Source organism: Polyangiaceae bacterium (assembly GCA_020633235.1).
GTDB lineage: Bacteria > Myxococcota_A > Polyangia > Polyangiales > Polyangiaceae > JACKEA01.
The window spans coordinates 717713-733887 of sequence record JACKEA010000003.1 but is presented as its reverse complement, the minus strand read 5'-3'; the positions used below and the strand labels follow the sequence as shown (position 1 = coordinate 733887).

General features: G+C 66.9%; 21 protein-coding genes. 12 read left to right on the top strand and 9 right to left on the bottom strand.

Features of this window, described 5'->3' with window-relative positions:
- Nucleotides 1-14 precede the first annotated feature (14 nt).
- The 9 genes from flgM to H6717_20105 all read right to left on the bottom strand — a co-directional run bounded on the left by flgM (nucleotide 15) and on the right by H6717_20105 (nucleotide 6224).
- Nucleotides 15-302, bottom strand: coding sequence for a flagellar biosynthesis anti-sigma factor FlgM (gene flgM, locus H6717_20145; GenBank protein ID MCB9579352.1), 288 nt, complete (start codon nucleotides 300-302; stop codon nucleotides 15-17).
- Nucleotides 299-709, bottom strand: a complete 411-nt coding sequence (locus tag H6717_20140) for a hypothetical protein (GenBank protein ID MCB9579351.1) — start codon at nucleotides 707-709, stop codon at nucleotides 299-301. The genes flgM and H6717_20140 overlap by 4 nt, the downstream gene beginning before the upstream one ends.
- A complete protein-coding gene (locus H6717_20135; protein ID MCB9579350.1) occupies nucleotides 706-1815 on the bottom strand; it encodes a flagellar basal body P-ring protein FlgI in 1110 nt (369 codons plus the stop codon). Before H6717_20135 ends, H6717_20140 begins: the two co-directional genes overlap by 4 nt.
- A 7-nt stretch (nucleotides 1816-1822) precedes the next feature.
- Complete coding sequence (locus H6717_20130) at nucleotides 1823-2518, bottom strand: flagellar basal body L-ring protein FlgH (protein MCB9579349.1); 696 nt, start codon at nucleotides 2516-2518, stop codon at nucleotides 1823-1825.
- Nucleotides 2518-3258 carry a hypothetical protein gene (locus tag H6717_20125; GenBank protein MCB9579348.1) on the bottom strand — a complete coding sequence of 247 codons (741 nt, stop codon included), beginning with the start codon at nucleotides 3256-3258 and terminating at the stop codon, nucleotides 2518-2520. The genes H6717_20130 and H6717_20125 overlap by 1 nt, the downstream gene beginning before the upstream one ends.
- A gap of 2 nt (nucleotides 3259-3260) precedes the next feature.
- Complete coding sequence (gene flgG, locus H6717_20120; GenBank protein MCB9579347.1) at nucleotides 3261-4046, bottom strand: flagellar basal-body rod protein FlgG; 786 nt, start codon at nucleotides 4044-4046, stop codon at nucleotides 3261-3263.
- A 47-nt stretch (nucleotides 4047-4093) separates the two neighbouring features.
- The gene (locus H6717_20115; protein MCB9579346.1) at nucleotides 4094-4432 is read right to left on the bottom strand and encodes a hypothetical protein; all 339 of its coding nucleotides are present in this window, start codon (nucleotides 4430-4432) and stop codon (nucleotides 4094-4096) included.
- A gap of 19 nt (nucleotides 4433-4451) precedes the next feature.
- Complete coding sequence (locus H6717_20110) at nucleotides 4452-4919, bottom strand: hypothetical protein (protein MCB9579345.1); 468 nt, start codon at nucleotides 4917-4919, stop codon at nucleotides 4452-4454.
- A gap of 330 nt (nucleotides 4920-5249) precedes the next feature.
- The gene (locus H6717_20105) at nucleotides 5250-6224 is read right to left on the bottom strand and encodes a sigma-54-dependent Fis family transcriptional regulator (GenBank protein MCB9579344.1); all 975 of its coding nucleotides are present in this window, start codon (nucleotides 6222-6224) and stop codon (nucleotides 5250-5252) included.
- Between the two features lie 381 nt (nucleotides 6225-6605).
- On the opposite strand from H6717_20105, the gene flgB reads away from it, so the two are divergent.
- From flgB to H6717_20045, 12 genes are all read left to right on the top strand, one after another.
- Nucleotides 6606-7001, top strand: a complete 396-nt coding sequence (gene flgB / locus H6717_20100; protein ID MCB9579343.1) for a flagellar basal body rod protein FlgB — start codon at nucleotides 6606-6608, stop codon at nucleotides 6999-7001.
- Nucleotides 7002-7021: 20 nt separating this feature from the next.
- On the top strand, nucleotides 7022-7453 hold the full coding sequence (flgC, locus tag H6717_20095; GenBank protein MCB9579342.1) for a flagellar basal body rod protein FlgC: 432 nt from the start codon (nucleotides 7022-7024) through the stop codon (nucleotides 7451-7453).
- On the top strand, nucleotides 7453-7758 hold the full coding sequence (gene fliE, locus H6717_20090; protein MCB9579341.1) for a flagellar hook-basal body complex protein FliE: 306 nt from the start codon (nucleotides 7453-7455) through the stop codon (nucleotides 7756-7758). The genes flgC and fliE overlap by 1 nt, the downstream gene beginning before the upstream one ends.
- 11 nt (nucleotides 7759-7769) lie before the next feature.
- A complete protein-coding gene (gene fliF, locus H6717_20085) occupies nucleotides 7770-9401 on the top strand; it encodes a flagellar M-ring protein FliF (protein MCB9579340.1) in 1632 nt (543 codons plus the stop codon).
- Nucleotides 9402-9420: 19 nt separating this feature from the next.
- Nucleotides 9421-10401: a hypothetical protein gene (locus H6717_20080; protein MCB9579339.1), complete on the top strand. Its 981-nt coding sequence runs from the start codon at nucleotides 9421-9423 to the stop codon at nucleotides 10399-10401.
- Nucleotides 10391-11083: a hypothetical protein gene (locus H6717_20075; GenBank protein MCB9579338.1), complete on the top strand. Its 693-nt coding sequence runs from the start codon at nucleotides 10391-10393 to the stop codon at nucleotides 11081-11083. The genes H6717_20080 and H6717_20075 overlap by 11 nt, the downstream gene beginning before the upstream one ends.
- 18 nt (nucleotides 11084-11101) lie before the next feature.
- A complete protein-coding gene (locus H6717_20070; protein MCB9579337.1) occupies nucleotides 11102-12421 on the top strand; it encodes a FliI/YscN family ATPase in 1320 nt (439 codons plus the stop codon).
- Nucleotides 12418-12861 (top strand): hypothetical protein, encoded by a 444-nt coding sequence (locus tag H6717_20065; GenBank protein MCB9579336.1) that lies wholly within the window; start codon nucleotides 12418-12420, stop codon nucleotides 12859-12861. Before H6717_20070 ends, H6717_20065 begins: the two co-directional genes overlap by 4 nt.
- Nucleotides 12862-13079: 218 nt before the next feature.
- Complete coding sequence (locus tag H6717_20060; protein ID MCB9579335.1) at nucleotides 13080-13451, top strand: flagellar hook-length control protein FliK; 372 nt, start codon at nucleotides 13080-13082, stop codon at nucleotides 13449-13451.
- Nucleotides 13452-13459: 8 nt separating this feature from the next.
- On the top strand, nucleotides 13460-14131 hold the full coding sequence (locus tag H6717_20055) for a hypothetical protein (GenBank protein MCB9579334.1): 672 nt from the start codon (nucleotides 13460-13462) through the stop codon (nucleotides 14129-14131).
- 35 nt (nucleotides 14132-14166) lie between these two features.
- Nucleotides 14167-15462 carry a flagellar hook protein FlgE gene (locus tag H6717_20050; GenBank protein MCB9579333.1) on the top strand — a complete coding sequence of 432 codons (1296 nt, stop codon included), beginning with the start codon at nucleotides 14167-14169 and terminating at the stop codon, nucleotides 15460-15462.
- 107 nt (nucleotides 15463-15569) lie between these two features.
- Nucleotides 15570-16064 carry a flagellar basal body-associated FliL family protein gene (locus H6717_20045; GenBank protein MCB9579332.1) on the top strand — a complete coding sequence of 165 codons (495 nt, stop codon included), beginning with the start codon at nucleotides 15570-15572 and terminating at the stop codon, nucleotides 16062-16064.
- The last annotated feature ends 111 nt before the right edge of the window (nucleotides 16065-16175 follow it).

The following is a 16175-nucleotide window of genomic DNA, read 5'->3' as shown; positions in this document are numbered from 1 at the left end:
GGCAAAGCCCTCCTTTAGCCCAAGTCGTCCACCAGCTTGGTGGCGACCGCCTTGGGGTCGATCTTGAAGCTGCCGTCTTGGATCTTGGCGCGGAGGGCCTGGACCTTCTCCGCGTCCGCGCCGCCGGAAGCGGCGTGCAAGGCGAGATCTCGAGCCGCCGCGCTGATGGTGACCTTCGCGGCTTCTCCGGTGGAGTGGCCCCCGCCGCCTTCGACCTTCTCCGCCGGCTTTGCCCCCGTCACTGGGGTGATGGCCATGCGCTGATACGCATCGAGTGCCGGGTTGCCGGTGATCCCTTTCATCGTTTCCTCCACGGGCTGGCCGCCGACGGGCGGCCTAAAGGCGCTTGCCTTGGCAAGGACAACGGTTCGGTAGAGGAGACCTTGAGCGATTCTTTGTCGATTTTCTGTAACTCTTTGGAATTGCGTGTGATTTCACCTTGCCCCAGCACGCTTTCGCGCATCATGTCGGTCAGGCCCAGGCCGCCCGAGCGGGTGATCGCGTCCGACAGCGCCTCCACCACCATGGAGCCGTAGGTGCTCGAGCCGGCGCTCCCGGTCCCCGAGATGCGCGTGGTGCGCGTGAGGGCGTTCATCATCCGCTGCAGCAGCAGCGCCTCGAACTGGCGCGAAGCCTCGGTCACCTGCGCCTGCTGCTGGAGCCGCTCCTGGGCTCCGGCCATCACGGAAGAGACGGCGTCGGTCCTCATTGCACGACCACCTCCGCGCGCAGCGCCCCCGCGGTGTGCAACGCCTGGAGCAGGCTGGCGAGCTCTCGGGGCGCGACCCCGAAGGAGGACAGCGCCTGGGCCACGTCGGCGAGGGATGCTGCACCGTCCACGTAGGAGAGGGTGGGGGGCGTCTTCTCGCTGGTCTCCACCTCCGTGCGTGGCACGACCTCCGTATTGCCCTGCCCCAAGGCCTCGGGTTGGCTCACGACGGGGGTTTCCTGAATCGTGATGGTGATGCCACCCTGCGCGATGGCCACCGGCGAGAGCTGAACGTTGCCACCCGCTACGACGGTGCCCGTCCGTTCGTTGATCACGACCTTGGCCATGGCCACGGGATCCACGTCCACGTCTCCCACCTTCGCCAACAGCTCCACGGGCTTCCCCTTGAGGGACTTGGGGGCCGTGACCACGATGGTGCCCCCGTCCACGGCCTTGGCGGAGCCCTTGCCCAGCGCCTTGTTCACGGCCTCCACCACCCGTTGTGCCGTGGCAAACTGGGGGTTCTTGAGGGCGAGCTGGATCTTGTCCTTGGACGAGAACGTCGTCTTGATCTCGCGCTCCACCAGCGCTCCGGCGGGGATTCTGCCCGTGGTGGTGGTGTTCTCTTGGACCGAGCTTCCCGAGCGTCCACCCGCCGAGAAGCCGCCGATCAGGAGCGGCCCTTGGGCCACCGCGTAGGTGCGGCGGTCGGCGCCGCGAAGCGGCGTCTGCACCAGGACGCCGCCGCGGAGGGAGCGCGCGTTGCCCATGGAAGAAACGGTCACGTCCAGCTTGGAGCCCGAGCGCGAGAACGCCGGGATGGAAGTGGTGACCAGCACCGCCGCCACGTTCTTGAGGCGAACCTGCTTCTGATCCACTTGCACGCCCAGGCGCCGCAGCAAAGAACGAAGGGACTGCGCCGCGAAGGGTGCGGACACGTCGTCGCCCGTCCCGTTCAGGCCGATCACCACGCCGTAGCCCACCAGCTGGTTGTCGCGGGCGCCTACCACGTCGCACAGATCCCGAATCTTGTCGGCACGGGTATCCGGGGCGACGCTGAGCAGCGCGGCAAGCAGAGGCAGGGTCAGGAGCAGTCGACGGATCATGATGGACTCAGAATGGGTTGACGCTGTCGAGGAGCTTGGTGAGCCAGCCGCGCTCCACCTGATCGGCGACGTCGCCGCGGCCGGTGAACTCCACCCGCGCGTCCGCGATGCGCGTGGAGGGCACGGAGTTGTCTTGTTCGATGTCGGAGGGGCGAATCACTCCGGAGATGTACAGGTGATATTCCTCGTGGTTGATCATCACGACCTTGGTGCCCTCCACGAAGAGGTCGCCGTTTGGCAGCTCCTTCTTCACGTGCACGCCGATCATCCCGCGCAGCTTGCCTGCGCGCTGGGTGTTCCCCTCGCCGGCGAAGTCGAACTGACTCGCCATTTGCAGCAGGTTTTCCGGGTCGATGTTGGGGTAGGCCTTCTTTATGGCGGGCACCAGGCCCAGGAGCGCGCTCACGTTCGCCTCGCGGCTCGAGCCCTTGGCCAGCTTGGTGGTGGCACCACCCTTGGCGTCGGCTTCCTCGTTGATGCGCACCAGCACCACGTCCCCCACGCGCAGCGCCCGCGTGTCTTCCAAGTAGCCCGCCTGCGCCTCCGAGTAGATGGAGCCGGTGGCCGGCTTGTAGTCTTTCTGCGTGGCGGCGTACTCCCCAGCCTCGTACTTGCGGTGCCGCGGCGTGAAGGGGCGGATGTGCGGCGGGCCGCAGGCCGAGAGCGTGAGCGCCACCAGAACCGCGAGCCACAGCTTGGTCATCACGAGCCCCCCGTCACGCGCGCGACGCGCGCGGATTCCACGCGAGCGCTGAGGATCTTGCGGGTGGAGACCACGCGGAAGCGGCCCACTTCGTCCACGTCGGTGTCCGCCAGCGCTTCGGCAATGGCGGTGACGCGGGCACTGCCGCGCTCGATCACGAGCTCGATGCGCCCGCCGCGCTGCACCGTGGGCTCCGCCGCGCGCTCGGTCAAACGCAGATAGACCGCCACCGGGGCTCGCGCCACCACGTGGCCGTCCACCGAGAGCTCGATGGTGCCCGACGTGGTCACCAGGCCGGCGCGCTTGCGGTAGCGCGGGAGCTTCACGCTCTCGATGCGCGCGCGCTCCGGCGCCGTCAGCGCTCGCCGCACACGCAGCCGTTCCACGGTGATACCGGGCGGGAGCCCTTGGGCCAACACCGGCTTGGCGGCGTTCGCGAGCTCGTCCGGGCTCCAGGTCTTGGACGCCACGGTGATGCGCACCACCTGCGGAAGCGCCACGTCCGACGCCTTGCCTCCGGCCCTTTCGATGGCGCGGCGCATCTCGTCACGAGAAATGAGGCGTGAGCCTCCCGCCGGTGGCGCGTCGCCCAGGTCGATGCCCGCCAAGTCGTCCGGTGCGTTGGGCACCACCTCGCCCAGCGTGACGGTGGGGCCCGGTACAGTGCGCGCGGGCTCGGCCGCCGTCGCGGGCAAGCCGAACAGCGCGAGCGCCAGGACCAGGGCAAGAGCGCGGCGCATGCTCATCTCATCTGCGATGCCGCACGCAGCATCTCGTCCGCGGTGGTAATGACCTTGGAGTTGATCTCGTAGGCGCGCTGCGCGCTGATGAGACCAATCATCTCTTCGACGACGTCGACGTTCGCCTTCTCCAGGGAACCCTGCAGCAGCGTCCCGCGTCCGTCGGTGCCGGGCTCGCCCAGCTGTGCCTCACCGCTCGCGGTGGTGGGCACCAGCAGGTTGTGACCCTTGGCGGCGAGCCCCGCGGGGTTCACGAAGGTCGCGATCGACAGCTGCCCGAGCTCCACCGGGGCCGTTTCGCCGTTCATGGTGGCCGACACCGTTCCGTTCGCGGCGATGGAGATGCCGGTCGCCTCGGGGGGCACCGTCACCGGCGGATCCAGCGGAAAGCCTTCCGCGTTGACGATGCGACCGTCACCGTCCAGACGCAGGGAGCCGTCCCGCGTGTAGGCCGGCGTACCGTCGGGCTGCTGCACCACGAAGAAGCCGCGGCCTTCCACGGCAACGTCCAGCGGATTGTTGGTGTTGTACAGCGTGCCCTGCTCGAAGGAGCGCACGGTGCCCACCACGCGGACGCCGTTGCCCACCTGCAGCCCCGTGGGCGACACGGTGGTCTGGCTGGTCGGCGCGCCGGGCGCGCGCACGGTTTGGTACAGGAGATCCTGAAAGTCGACCCGCTGCTTCTTGAAGCCCACGGTGTTCGCGTTCGCGATGTTGTGGGAGATGCCTTCGAGCTGCATCTCCTGCGCAGCCATGCCGGTTGCTGCGATGTTCAGGGAACGAAACATGGGTGACCTCCGTCCCGAACGTTTGCAATCGCGATGCCAGTCATCCTTCAGTCTCCAGCGTCTGCGTCGGCGCCCGCGTCCAAGTCGTTCGCGTCGCCTGCTTCGCCATCGATCGTTGCGTCGCCCGCTTCGCCGTCGCCTTGCGCATCGCCGTCAGCGGCAGCGTCCGCTGCGTTCGCATCCTCGTTCGCATCCGCGGCGTCGCTGCCAGCATCGGTGCCAGCTTCCGCCGCTTCGCTCGCAGCGTCGCTGGCGGGCGCCGGGGTGTCGATCACGCAGCTGCCCGCAGAGCAGCTCTCGCCGCTGGCGCAGTCGGAGTTCCGGAAGCAGGCGTTGGACGAACAGCCGCCGAACCCTGCGACCGCCAAGGCGATCGCGAATCCCACCAGAATTCCCAGCTTCTCGTCAGAGCCCAAGGCGCACCCCCACGGTCAAGAGACCCCACAAAACCGGCGTGTCGCTGGGCAAATCGCTACCAAGCGGCATTGCCGAGAAGGACGGCTCCAGGAACAGCCCGACGCGATCCCCGAACGGGATGATGAAATGTCCGCCAAACGTGCCGCCCACCAGCGTCTCCGGAGCCAGCGTGCCAATTACGCCCGCATACACGCCCACCTTGGGAGACATCCAGCGCACGTAGCGCGCCTCGCCACCCACGCTGCCGCGCTTCTCGAGCTCGGCGAAGGCGCGAAAGGCCGTGCCGTCGCTCTCGTTCTCGTCGTCCCGGAGCTCGACGCCAGCGGTCAAACGCAGCCGCGCCCGCTGCCAGCCGATGCTGCCGTCGCCGGAGTCTCCACCTTCGAGTCCGCCTCCGATGCCCGCTTCACCGTCGATGAGCCAGCCTTCGGCGTGGGCCGGAAGCGCCAGCAGCATGGCGCCAACGAGTGTCGACAGAGTGACGCAACGACGGATTGTCGTGGGGCCTAGCAGGCGATCATCGCAACCCTGAATCATGCTGCGCTGAGCTTCAGCAATTGCCAGGCCACACCGTGCGCCGCGTCGTCGTTGGCCCTTGTCTCACGGTGTGTCCGTCTTCTTTTGTTGGTCCGCCGCGGAACCACGCCGTCCGGCTCGCGCGGTTCCGCGGCGGACCGACAACAAAAAGGAAATGCGCGTCACAAACGAGCGCGCCCTCCGCTCGCGGGGTGCGAGGGAGGGCGCAGAGGAGGAATCGAGTGAGCGACGTGGGTTCGGTCTTCGCCTTCAGGCCGCCTTGGGGGCGATGCGCTTGCGTTTGAGCATCTCGACCAGGGTCGTGCGATTGAGTCCGAGCAGCTGAGCGGCTTGCTTCTTGTTCCAGGAGGTGCGCTCCAGGGCCTGCCGGATCAGCTGATTTTCGAAGGTTTCCACCGCGGCGCGGAGGTCCAGGCCGGTGTCCGGGAGGCGCGCGGAGACGCGGCGCTCCTGGCCCAAGCCACACACTCGGGAGGGCAGATCGCGAGGCTCGATGACGTCGTTCGGGCACAGCAGCACGGCGCGTTCGATGCTGTTCTCGAGCTCGCGAACGTTGCCTGGCCAGGGGTAGCTGACGAGCAGCTCGGCGACGGCGCGGGTCACGCCCTGAACCTCGCGGCCGGTCTTGTCGCAAGCGCGCTTGAGGAAATAGGTGGCGAGCAGCGGGATGTCGTCGGCGCGCTCGCGCAGCGGCGGTACCTGCAGGTGGATGACGTTCAGGCGGTAGTAGAGATCTTCGCGGAAGCGACCATCGCGAACCGCTTCTTCCAACTGCACGTTGGTGGCGGCCACGATGCGAACGTCCGCGGTCAAGGTGCGAGTATCGCCCACCGGCGAGTACTCACGAGCCTGCAGCACTCGGAGCAGCTTGACCTGGAGGGACATCGGCATCTCGCCGATCTCGTCGAGGAACAACGTGCCGCCCTGGGCCAGCGCGATGCGACCTTGCTTGGCGGCGTGGGCGCCCGTGAAGGCGCCGCGAGCGTGACCGAAGAGCTCGCTCTCGAGCAATGCCTCGGGGATGGCGCCGCAGTTGACGGCCACGAAGGCCTTCTGAGCGCGGGGGCTAGCGTCGTGGAGGGCTTTGGCCACCAGCTCCTTGCCCGTGCCGCTCTCGCCCGTCACCAGCACGGTGCAGTCGGTGGCCGCGATGCGGTCCACGACGCGGTAGACCTCGACCAGGCTCTCGCTCTGGCCAATCACGTTCGCCATACTCACCGGCAGCTCCTGGGGCTGGTCCGCTGCTTCGCGACGGGGCGGCAAAGAAGAGACGCAACGGATTCCGGAGCCGAACTCCTCTCCCTTGAAGGCGTCTACGCGGGTCGCGGTGGCAGCGTTTTCGAGCATCGGTTCCTCCTTGCCCCAAGCCAGGTTTCGGTGGGCGCAAGGCAGTTAGCAACGGGTGGGCCAAGCGTCGGAATTCTGGCTTTCCTCCGGCAAATCAATGGCGCGCCAGGGATCCGACACCCATCTCGAGGTCAGTGGGGACCCAGGTCTGGGCGAGCATTTGTTGGACAGCCGAGAATTCGACGACGAGTCAGCGTTGACCCCCCGGGTCGCGAACGACCGGAAGCCGTGGCACGGCGCATGCTGGGCCTAGTGCCCGTGAGCGACCTGTTCGCAGCTCTGGCACCTCTTGGAAAGGCCCTCGACTACCACCTCGAGCGCCACAACGTGCTGTCGTCGAACGTCGCTCACGTGGACACCCCCGGATACCGCCCCAAGGACCTGGAACGGGTGGATGGCTTCGAGGCGCAGCTCAACGTCGTCCTGCGGCGCACCAGCGAGGGGCACATGAACTCCGCCATGGACGCCACGCCGGAAGCGGGCCGCGTGTTCGAGGATCTCGATGCCGGAGCGGGAAACGACGGGAACTACGTGTCGCTGGATCGGGAAGCGGCCAAGGTGGCGGCCAACCATCTCCGCTACGACGTGGTGAGCGCGATCGTGTCCGCGGAGCTCCGACAGCTCAAGTTCGCCGCTGGAGATGGGCGCGGCTAGCCCGCAGAAAGGCAACGGAAATGCTCGGCGTATTCAGTGCAATGGAAGTGGCGGCCTCGGGCCTCTCGGCCGAGCGCATCCGCATGAACACGATCGCCGGCAATCTCGCCAATGCGCGCACCACGCGCACCGCAGCCGGGGGACCTTACAAGCGGGTGGATCCCCTGTTCGAAGCCATGACCCTGGATCGCTCTGGGGCGGCTTCGGCGGGCGCCGGCGTTTCCTTGGTTAAAGTGGCGCGATTGGTCGAGGACCAGCGCCCCGGTCAGCTGGTGTACGAACCGGGTCACCCGGACGCCAATGCTGACGGCTACGTCGAGTATCCGAACGTCAACGCCGTGGAGGAAATGGTCAACATGATCACGGCGTCGCGCGCCTACGAGGCCGGCGTCACCTCCATCGACACCATCAAGCAGATGGCCCGCTCGGCCATCGACATCGGCAGGGCGTGATGTTGCCGATCGACGGGCCCACGCTGCCGCTGGTCGTACGCGACCCCCAGGCCACCTCGGCGCTGCAAGAAAAGCCGGAAAAAGTCGATGGATTTGGCGATTTGTTGAAGAACGTGGTGGCGACCGCCAACGAGCGCATCCAGGCGGCGGACCAAGCTGGAGAAGCGTTTGCCGCCGGACAGCGCGACGACATCCACGGCACGATGCTCGCACTGTCCAAGGCGGAGATCGAGCTCAGGATGGTCGGAACCATGCGCAACAAGGTCGTCGACGCGTTCTTCGAGCTCTGGCGCATGCAGATCTAAGGGAGTGAAGGGTGCCGCCTCGCCTCAAAGCAGTGTTCGAGCAGATTGCGCTCTTCTGGGCGCAGCTGCCGACCGCCAAGAGATTGGCGCTGGTGACACTGACCGTTGGCGCTCTGCTGACGGTGCTGGCGGTTTCTTGGTGGAACTCCCAGATCCGCTACGGCTACCTGTACACCGACCTTTCCACCGAAGACGCCGCCGCGATCGTGCAAAAGCTCGAAGCGCAGCAGGTGCCCTACAAGTTGGACGACAGCGGCACGGCCATCAAGGTGCCCGACGAGCGCGTTCACGCCTTGCGGCTGGAGCTGGCCGGAGCGGGTTTGCCGCGAGGTTCGGGCGTGGGGTTCGAGCTGTTCGACAAGTCGCAAATCGGCGCCACCGAGTTCGAGCAGCACGTGAGCTTGAAACGCGCCCTGGAGGGCGAGCTCGCGCGTTCCATCGGTACACTGGAGGGTGTTTCTGCCGCCAGGGTTCACCTGGTGCTCCCGGAGCGGCGCCTGTTCGCCAGCCGGGAGCAAGAAGCGTCGGCGTCGGTGGTCCTCAAGCTGAAGAATCCCGCGGGGTTCGGCAAGCGTGAGGTGTCGGCGATCGTGCACCTGGTGAGCACCGCGGTTCCGGGCTTGGGTCGCGATCGGGTCAGCGTGGTGAGCACCGAGGGCCTCACGCTGCATCGGCCGGTGACCGGAGATGCGGTGGGAGCCGGGAGCCTCGCGGATCTGCACACCGAGAACGCCCGAGCCGTGGCCTCCCAGATGGAATCCCTGGTGAAAGAGCAGCTCGAGCGGGTGGTGGGAGCGGGAAATGCCGACGTTCGCGTCAACGTCGCCCTGGACAGTCGCAGCAAAGAACGCACGGAAGAGCACTACGAGCCCAACAAAACCGCGCTGCGCAGCGAGCACGAGGTGATCGAGGGCAGCGGCGCTGGGGAGGCCGGGGTTGCAGGGGTTCCGGGCGCGCGCAGCAACCTTCCGGATGCCGTGGACGAGGGCACCGCGCCTCCGGAAGAGGCGCTCGCGGCTGCAGGTCCCGGCGGAACCAGTCGGCGGAGCCACACCCGGAACTGGGAAGTGGACAAGGTCACCGAGAAGATGTCGACCCCACCCGGCGACATCGAGCGCATTTCCGTCGCCGTTCTCGTCAACGGACGCTACGAGCAGCGCGACGGCAAGTCCGTGTACGTCGGGCGCAGCAAGCAGGACATGAAGCGCCTCGAGGACATCGTGAAGAACGCCGTCGGCTTCAGCACCAACCGCGGCGACAGCGTGGAGCTCCAGACCATGGAGTTCGCCAAGGTGAGCGACGGAGATCTGACACCCCCACCGCCATTGCCTTGGTGGCGGCGCTATGCGCCCTACCTGGCCGCCGGCGGTGCCGCGCTGATCGCGTTCATCGCGCTTTTGGTGCTGGTTCGTAAGGGAAGGAAGGCCAGCATCCGCCAGGCCAAGGCCATTGCGTCGGTGGAGAAAGCCGCCGAGCAGCTATCCGCGGCTCCCGACATTCGAGCGCTGATGGCCGACCCCCGACCGAACGCTGCCGAGCTGAAATCCAAGGCTTTGGAGCTGGCAGCGCAGGATCCCGCGACGGCGGCCGTGGTGCTCCGCAAGTGGCTCTCGGCCGCGGCACAGCCCCAGGCACGCTCCTAGCATGTGAAGGAGCGTAGCGATGGAGCTCACCGGTCCAGAGAAGGCGGTGCTGATGTTGCTGTCCCTAGATGAGACAGCGGCCACGCCCATCCTCGCCGAGCTGGATGTCTCCGAGGTGCGGCGCCTGCGAGAGGTGGCGAGCTTGATGCGATCGGTTCCCGCCACGGCGTTGGACGAGGTGTACCGGGAGTTCATTGGCGCCAGCCGCGAGGCGGTCGCGGTTCCTCGAGACGGCGTGCGCTACCTGCGGCGCATCGCCACCAAGGCCTTGGGCGACGCCAAGACCCAGGAAATCTTCGTGGATGCACCCCAGACGGCGATGGACAGAGTTGCCGAAGCGGCGCCGTCGGCCCTGGCGGTGGTGCTCGAGGCGGAGCACCCGCAGATCGCTGCGGCGATCCTGTCGCAGCTCGATGCCGACCGCGCTTCGCAGGTGTTGGCGCAAATGTCGGAGGCGCTGCGCCCCGTGATCCTCGAGCGGCTCGGTACCATGACCGAGGTTCCGGCGGGTTTGCTCGAGGAAGTGGCCGAAGCGCTCGGCGCCGAGCTGCCTCCGGCCGAGGCCGAGGCCGCCGTATCGGTGGATGGCATCAGCCGCTCCGCCGCTCTGGTTCGTCGTCTGGGCCGAGCAACGGGGGAGGCGCTCTTGGCCAGCGTCCAGGAGGACAACCCCGAGCTGGCACAGGAGATCCGCCGGGCCATGTACAGCTTCGAGGACCTCAAGGCCCTCGACGCCCGCGGCCTGCGGGCAGTCTTGGAGCTGGTGCCCTCGGAACGGCTCACGGTGGCGCTGAAGACCGCCAGCGAGGAGCTCACTGCCCACATCTTCAAGGGCATGAGCAAGCGCGCCGCGGATCGCATCCGCGAAGACATGGAAATCATGGGTGCCGTGCGGCTCTCGGAGGTGGATGCCGCTCAGCGCGAAATCGTGGAAGCTGCGCTGCAGCTCGAGAGCGAAGGGGTGATTTCTCTCGAAGGAAGCGACGGCGATGTCGTCTGAACGGCACCGAACCGCCGCGTTCTTGGACGTCACTCCACCCGGCCGGCGCTGTCCTTCTTGGGTCGCCAAGCAGCGGGTATCGATCACGGAGTCTTCGGTTCCGGTCCCGGCGAGCCTGCCGCAGGAGTTCGTTCAGGCGCTGCACCGGGAAATCGCCGCGGCTTCCGAGCGTCCCCCGCCAGAGGAGCTCCGGCACGCCCCCGCAGTCGTCGAGCCGACACCGTCCGAGCTGGTCCCGCCCCCGAGGCCCAGCGTCGATCCCCGGCTGACCGAGGCTCTGGTCGACGCCATCGAGCAGCTGACCACGGTGCGCGCCGAGCTTCTGGCGCAGACCGCCAGCCAATTGGCGGAGCTCGCGGCCATCATCGCTCAGCGCGTCATCGCACGGGAGCTGTCCATCGATCCGCGCATCATCCACGATCTGGTCTCCGAGGGCGTCGAAGCCCTCGGTCAGCACGATCGCTTGTTGGTCCGACTCGGAAGCGGATTTGTCGACCTTCTGGACGAAGTCGAGGAACGGCTGTCGTCGGAGCCAGGGGCCGTGGACGTGCGCCTGGACAGCTCGCTCTCCCCCTACGGCTGTGTCGTGGAGACGGAGCTCGGCCGGGTGGACGAGAGCGTGGAGGAGCGGCTGGCAACGTTGTTGCAAGCATTGAAGCCCGAGTCGAGCCCGCCAGGCTGACGGGCGACCCGCTTCACCATGCTGCATCGACTGATCGAGCGCGCTCGTCATGCACCGGCCCACGCCCCGCGAGGGATCGTGTTGGAGGTCGTAGGGCTGATCGTGGAGGTGGGCGGGCTTCGGGCGGCAGTCGGCGACACCCTCGCGGTGGACTCCCACGATGGCGGGGAGCTCGAGCTCGAGGTGGTGGGCTTCCGCAAAGGACGCCTGCTGACCACGCCCCTGGGCTCGCTCTCCGGCATCCGTCCCGGGGCTCGCGTCACCCGCACCAATCGCGGTGCCACCATCGTGGGTTCTCCGGAGCTTCTCGGACGAGTCATCGACTCGTTCGGGCGGCCCTTGGACGGTCGGCCCTTGCCGCCGGCGGATCGCATGTGCTCGGTTCATGCCGCCCCGCCGCCGCCGTTCGCCCGGCGCGCCATCGAGCAGCCCTTCGCCACCGGGATCCGCGCGGTGGACGGCATGCTGCCGCTGGGCGTGGGGCAGCGCATGGGCATCTTTGCCGGCGCCGGCGTGGGCAAGAGCACCCTGCTCGGCATGATCTGCCGCTCGTCCCAGGCGGACGTCAACGTGGTGGCGCTGATCGGGGAGCGCGGTCGCGAGCTCAACGACTTCATCAAGAACGCCCTCGGCCCACAGGGTCTGGCCCGTTCCGTGGTGGTGACCGCCACCAGCGACCAACCGCCGCTGGTGCGGGCGCGCGGCGCGGAAGCCGCCACCGCCATCGCGGAGTACTTCAGGAACCAGGGCAAGAGCGTGCTGCTGGTGATGGACTCGGTGACGCGCTACGCGATGGCGCTCAGAGAAGCGGCCCTCGCCGCTGGCGAGCCTCCCGCGACCAAGGGTTATCCCCCCAGCGTCTTCGCTGCGCTCCCACGCCTGCTGGAGCGGGCCGGCACTGGGCCGGGAGACGGCGTGATAACCGCGCTCTACACGGTGCTGGTGGAGGGCGACGACATGAGCGACCCCATCGCGGACGCCGTGCGCGGCATTCTCGACGGCCACATCGTGCTGTCGCGAGAGCTGGCGGAGCGTGGGCACTTCCCGGCGGTCGACGTGCTGGCGAGCGTCTCGCGTCTGGCACCGGACGTTGCGGAAGAGCCGCACCTGCGGGCCGCGGGATTCGTCCGCGAGCTGCTGGGCGCGCACCGGGAGGTGAGCGACCTGATCCAGGTGGGCGCTTACGTCCAAGGCAGCGATCCGAGGGTGGAGATGGCACTGGAGCTGATGCCCCAGATCGACGCGTTCTTGCGCCAGGGGGTGGAAGAGACCACCGACGCCGCCCAGACCCTGGCGCGTCTCGCGGTGTTGACCCGTAACTCCCGGAGGTCGGCGTGAACGCACGCAGGGTACGGCTCCAGAAATTGGCCAAGCTGCGCCAGAAGCAGCTGGACGAGCGCGTCGGAGAGTTCGGTCGGGCGACCGAGCGCGAGCAGTCCGCGCGCGAACGGGCGCTGCTGGAATACGAACGCCACGACGGGGCAGTTGCCCTGAGGCAGGGTGCGGCGCAGGCGCCCGTGGAGGGGTCCACCTGGGCCGAGGCCAACGAGTGGCTCGAGCTGTGTGGCCTGTACCGCGACGCTGCGGGGTTGGCGCTGTCTCGGGCCGAGACGGCCAGAGAGCAGGCTCGGAATCAGGTGCTCGCGGCCCGCCAGGCCTTGCAGCGCATCGAGGTGTTGGACCAGCGCCTGAAGCAGCACGAAGACCGCGCGAACGAACGCAAGGAGCGACGCCTCCACGACGAGCTCGCCCAGCGTTCCCGCAAGGGGTCTCGATGAGCATGGATCGGCCCTTGGGCGCGACCGCTCCGGATCTGGCGCAGGCCAGCAGAGAGGCACGCGACGCGAAGCTGCGCCGTGACGAGGCCGAGCGTTGGGCGGCGGCACTCTTGACCACCCTCACGCGCGACGAAGGACCAGCTCCGCGTGCACTCACCGCCGAGCCGCCGACGGATTGGCAGACGAGTGACGGTTCCCTGACGCCCAGCGGCGCTTCCATGCCGACCGCGACGACGTCGGAGAGCTCGGAGACGTCGAGCACCTCGCGAATTCGCCTGGACGTCAGCACAGGTGAGCTGGGCGACGTGGCCGTGGTGGTGGACCGTTCCGCGGGCGGTGTGAGGGTGTGGTTGGGCGTGGAACATGCGCAAACCAAAGCCATTTTCGAGCCTGAACGACGCGCTTTGGAGCTCGCTCTCAAGGCCTCCGGGCTCGACGTGCGATCGGTGCAGGTTGTCGAGACGCAGAACCTCGGCACCGTCCTTGCACGAGGGATGGCGAGGCAAAGGTACTCGGATGCAAACGACGCGAAACACGGTGAAGCAGAACGCAAGCGCCGTGGCTCGCGACGATTGAACTTTTTCGGTTGAGGCAAGGAATGGTCGATTCAGTCACCGGTGTCAGCAGTCAGACTTCGCTGACGTCTTCCCTGACGGGAAACCAGGCGATGGGTCAGGACGCCTTCTTGAAGCTCTTGGTGGCCCAGCTTCGTCATCAGGATCCCCTCAAGCCTCAGGACAGCTCCCAGTTCGTGGCAGAGCTCGCGCAGTTCTCGTCGCTCGAGCAATCGATGGGCATCAACGATCGCCTCGACATGCTCGCCCTGCAGAACCGCGGCTTGGCCAACACGCAGGTCGTTTCACTGGTGGGCAAGGTCGCGACCGTTCAAGGCAACCTGGTCACCGTCGACGGAACCGGCGTGGGCTCTCAGGTGGCGTTCAATCTGGCGTCTGATGCGGAGAAGGTCACTGTGTCCATCCGCAATCAGGCCGGCGAAGTGGTGCGCACCATCGACGTGGGCGCCAAGGGCGCGGGCAACGCGCAACTGATGTGGGACGGCCGCAACGACGCAGGTGTCGTTCAGCCGGCAGGAAGCTACAGCGTGACGGTCACGGCGAAGGACGCCGCGGACCAGACGGTCGCCGTCACGCAAGAGACGAAAGGCACGGTCACGGCCGTGTCCTTCGACAAGGGCTACCCGGTGCTGCATCTCGATACTGGGATCAGCGTTCCGGTTTCCGACCTGCTCAAGGTCGATTCAGCCAAGTAGACATCAAGCGAGGAAACAGGAGTCAGGAGGCCGCCATGGTACTGCGGGCAATGTATTCGGGCGTTTCAGGCCTGAGAGCTGAAGGTGAGGCATTGGGAGTCGTTGGCGACAACATCGCCAACGTGAACACCGTGGGCTTCAAGGGCCAACGGGTCATCTTCCACGACGTGCTGGGACACTCCATTCTAGCGGGCACCGCATCGGCACTGCCGGGTTCGGGCGTTCGCGTGGGTGGAATCCAGCAGCTGTTCACCCAGGGGTCGCTCGCCAACACCGGCGTGTCGACGGACCTGGCCCTGAACGGCGACGGATTCTTCGTCGTGAAAGGCGACGTGTCGGGCGTGTCCGGCAACTTCTACACGCGCGCCGGTCAGTTCGTCATCAACAACGAAGGCTATTTGACCAACTCGAGCAACCTTCAGGTGCAGGGCTACGCAGCGAACCCCGATGGGACCTTCGCCGCCGGCGTCTCGTCTCTGAAGGTGCCCACGGCAGCTCTGCCGCCGAACGCGACGGAGAACATGTCGATCACGGCGAACCTCGACAGCTCGGCGACGACGCCGACGGCGCCGTGGGATGCTCAGGACCCGAGCAACACGTCGAACTTCTCGTCCTCCATGACGGTGTACGATTCGCTCGGCAATGCGCACTCCCTCGACGTGTACTTCCGCAAGACCGGTGCGAACACCTGGGACTACCACGTGCTCGCCTCCGGTGACGAGGTCACGCCGCCCGCTCCGGGCACCAACGTGGAGGTCGGCGCTGGCAGCTTGACCTTCAACACCAGTGGCGCCCTGGACACGGTCACCGCCACCACGCCCGTCAGCGTGGACTTCACCGGCGCCACTGCCGGTCAGGCCATCACCCTCGACTTCGGCAACCCCATTTCCGGTGGCGGTACCGGTCTCGATGGCACCACGCAGTTCGCGTCGCCCTCGAACGTCTCCGCGCAGTCGCAGGACGGTTACTCGTCCGGAGACTTCTCCGGTGTGACGGTGGACGGCCAGGGCGTCGTGATGGGTCTCTACACCAACGGACAGAAGGTTGCGGTGGGGCAGCTCGCCGTCGCCAAGTTCCGTTCCAACGAAGGACTGGGTCGCGCCGGTCAAAACCTGTGGATCGAAACCCGTGAGAGCGGGACCAGCGCCATGGGCACCGCAGGTAGCGGTGGTCGCGGCGCGGTGGCTGCGGGAGCGCTCGAAGGCTCCAACGTGGATTTGGCGGAAGAGTTCGTGGGGCTGATCCAGCACCAGCGGTCCTTCTCGGCCAACTCCAAGACGATCACGACTGCCGACGAAATGTTGCAGGAGCTGATCAACATCAAGCGGTGACGTTCGCGACGTTCGCGGACTCGATCGCTCGACGCAGTACGACTCCATAGCCGGCCGGGGAGACCTCCTCTCCGGTCGGCACCTCGCTCCGCGAGGGAGGTGTTTTCGTGGAAGAAGAAGAAGAAAAAGCCCCGACAGAGGAAACGAAGAAGCCGCGTGGCAAGCTCGTTTTCATCCTCGTCGCCGTCGCGTTGACCGCGGCTGCGGGCGTGGGCGGGGTCTTCTTTGGTCCGCGCTTGCTGGGCAAGGCCGCAGCGGCGCCGGCACCATCGGCTTCGGCGCCGACGGATCCACCCGTGACCTCGACGGCGCAGATGTCGCCCATCGTGGTGGACGTGATGGCCGACGACGGAACCATGCATCACCTGAAGGTGGTGTTGAGCTTCGAGCTCGACGATTCCGTCAAGGAAGAGGACTTCAAGCACTACTCACCCCGCGGGCGTGAGGCGGCCGTCGCCTACTTGCGCTCGCAAACGTTCGAGCACGTCACCGAGCCAAAGCGTTTCCCGGAGATCAGCAAGAAGCTGTCGGAGGTGACGACCAAGGCCATCGGTGAGAAGCGGATTCGCCGTGTGCTCGTCACGGACTACGTAGCCCAGTAGAGCCAGCCATGGCGAACTCGCTCACGCCACGGGTCGATAGCGAGAATCGGGCATCGAAGCGGCCGGTATTCTTTTCGGACAGACCCGTACGGTCCGAGCGGGGAGGCGCCC

What these genes read in the sequence shown, in the direction of transcription:
- flgM (MCB9579352.1), bottom strand. Translation starts at nt 302, where the DNA reads ATGAAAGGGATCACCGGCAACCCGGCACTCGATGCGTATCAGCGCATG.
- H6717_20140 (MCB9579351.1), bottom strand. Translation starts at nt 709, where the DNA reads ATGAGGACCGACGCCGTCTCTTCCGTGATGGCCGGAGCCCAGGAGCGG.
- H6717_20135 (MCB9579350.1), bottom strand. Translation starts at nt 1,815, where the DNA reads ATGATCCGTCGACTGCTCCTGACCCTGCCTCTGCTTGCCGCGCTGCTC.
- H6717_20130 (MCB9579349.1), bottom strand. Translation starts at nt 2,518, where the DNA reads ATGACCAAGCTGTGGCTCGCGGTTCTGGTGGCGCTCACGCTCTCGGCC.
- H6717_20125 (MCB9579348.1), bottom strand. Translation starts at nt 3,258, where the DNA reads ATGCGCCGCGCTCTTGCCCTGGTCCTGGCGCTCGCGCTGTTCGGCTTG.
- flgG (MCB9579347.1), bottom strand. Translation starts at nt 4,046, where the DNA reads ATGTTTCGTTCCCTGAACATCGCAGCAACCGGCATGGCTGCGCAGGAG.
- H6717_20110 (MCB9579345.1), bottom strand. Translation starts at nt 4,919, where the DNA reads ATGCTGCTGGCGCTTCCGGCCCACGCCGAAGGCTGGCTCATCGACGGT.
- flgC (MCB9579342.1), top strand. Translation starts at nt 7,022, where the DNA reads ATGCTCGGCGTATTCAGTGCAATGGAAGTGGCGGCCTCGGGCCTCTCG.
- fliE (MCB9579341.1), top strand. Translation starts at nt 7,453, where the DNA reads ATGTTGCCGATCGACGGGCCCACGCTGCCGCTGGTCGTACGCGACCCC.
- H6717_20080 (MCB9579339.1), top strand. Translation starts at nt 9,421, where the DNA reads ATGGAGCTCACCGGTCCAGAGAAGGCGGTGCTGATGTTGCTGTCCCTA.
- H6717_20075 (MCB9579338.1), top strand. Translation starts at nt 10,391, where the DNA reads ATGTCGTCTGAACGGCACCGAACCGCCGCGTTCTTGGACGTCACTCCA.
- H6717_20070 (MCB9579337.1), top strand. Translation starts at nt 11,102, where the DNA reads ATGCTGCATCGACTGATCGAGCGCGCTCGTCATGCACCGGCCCACGCC.
- H6717_20060 (MCB9579335.1), top strand. Translation starts at nt 13,080, where the DNA reads ATGCCGACCGCGACGACGTCGGAGAGCTCGGAGACGTCGAGCACCTCG.
- H6717_20055 (MCB9579334.1), top strand. Translation starts at nt 13,460, where the DNA reads ATGGTCGATTCAGTCACCGGTGTCAGCAGTCAGACTTCGCTGACGTCT.
- H6717_20050 (MCB9579333.1), top strand. Translation starts at nt 14,167, where the DNA reads ATGGTACTGCGGGCAATGTATTCGGGCGTTTCAGGCCTGAGAGCTGAA.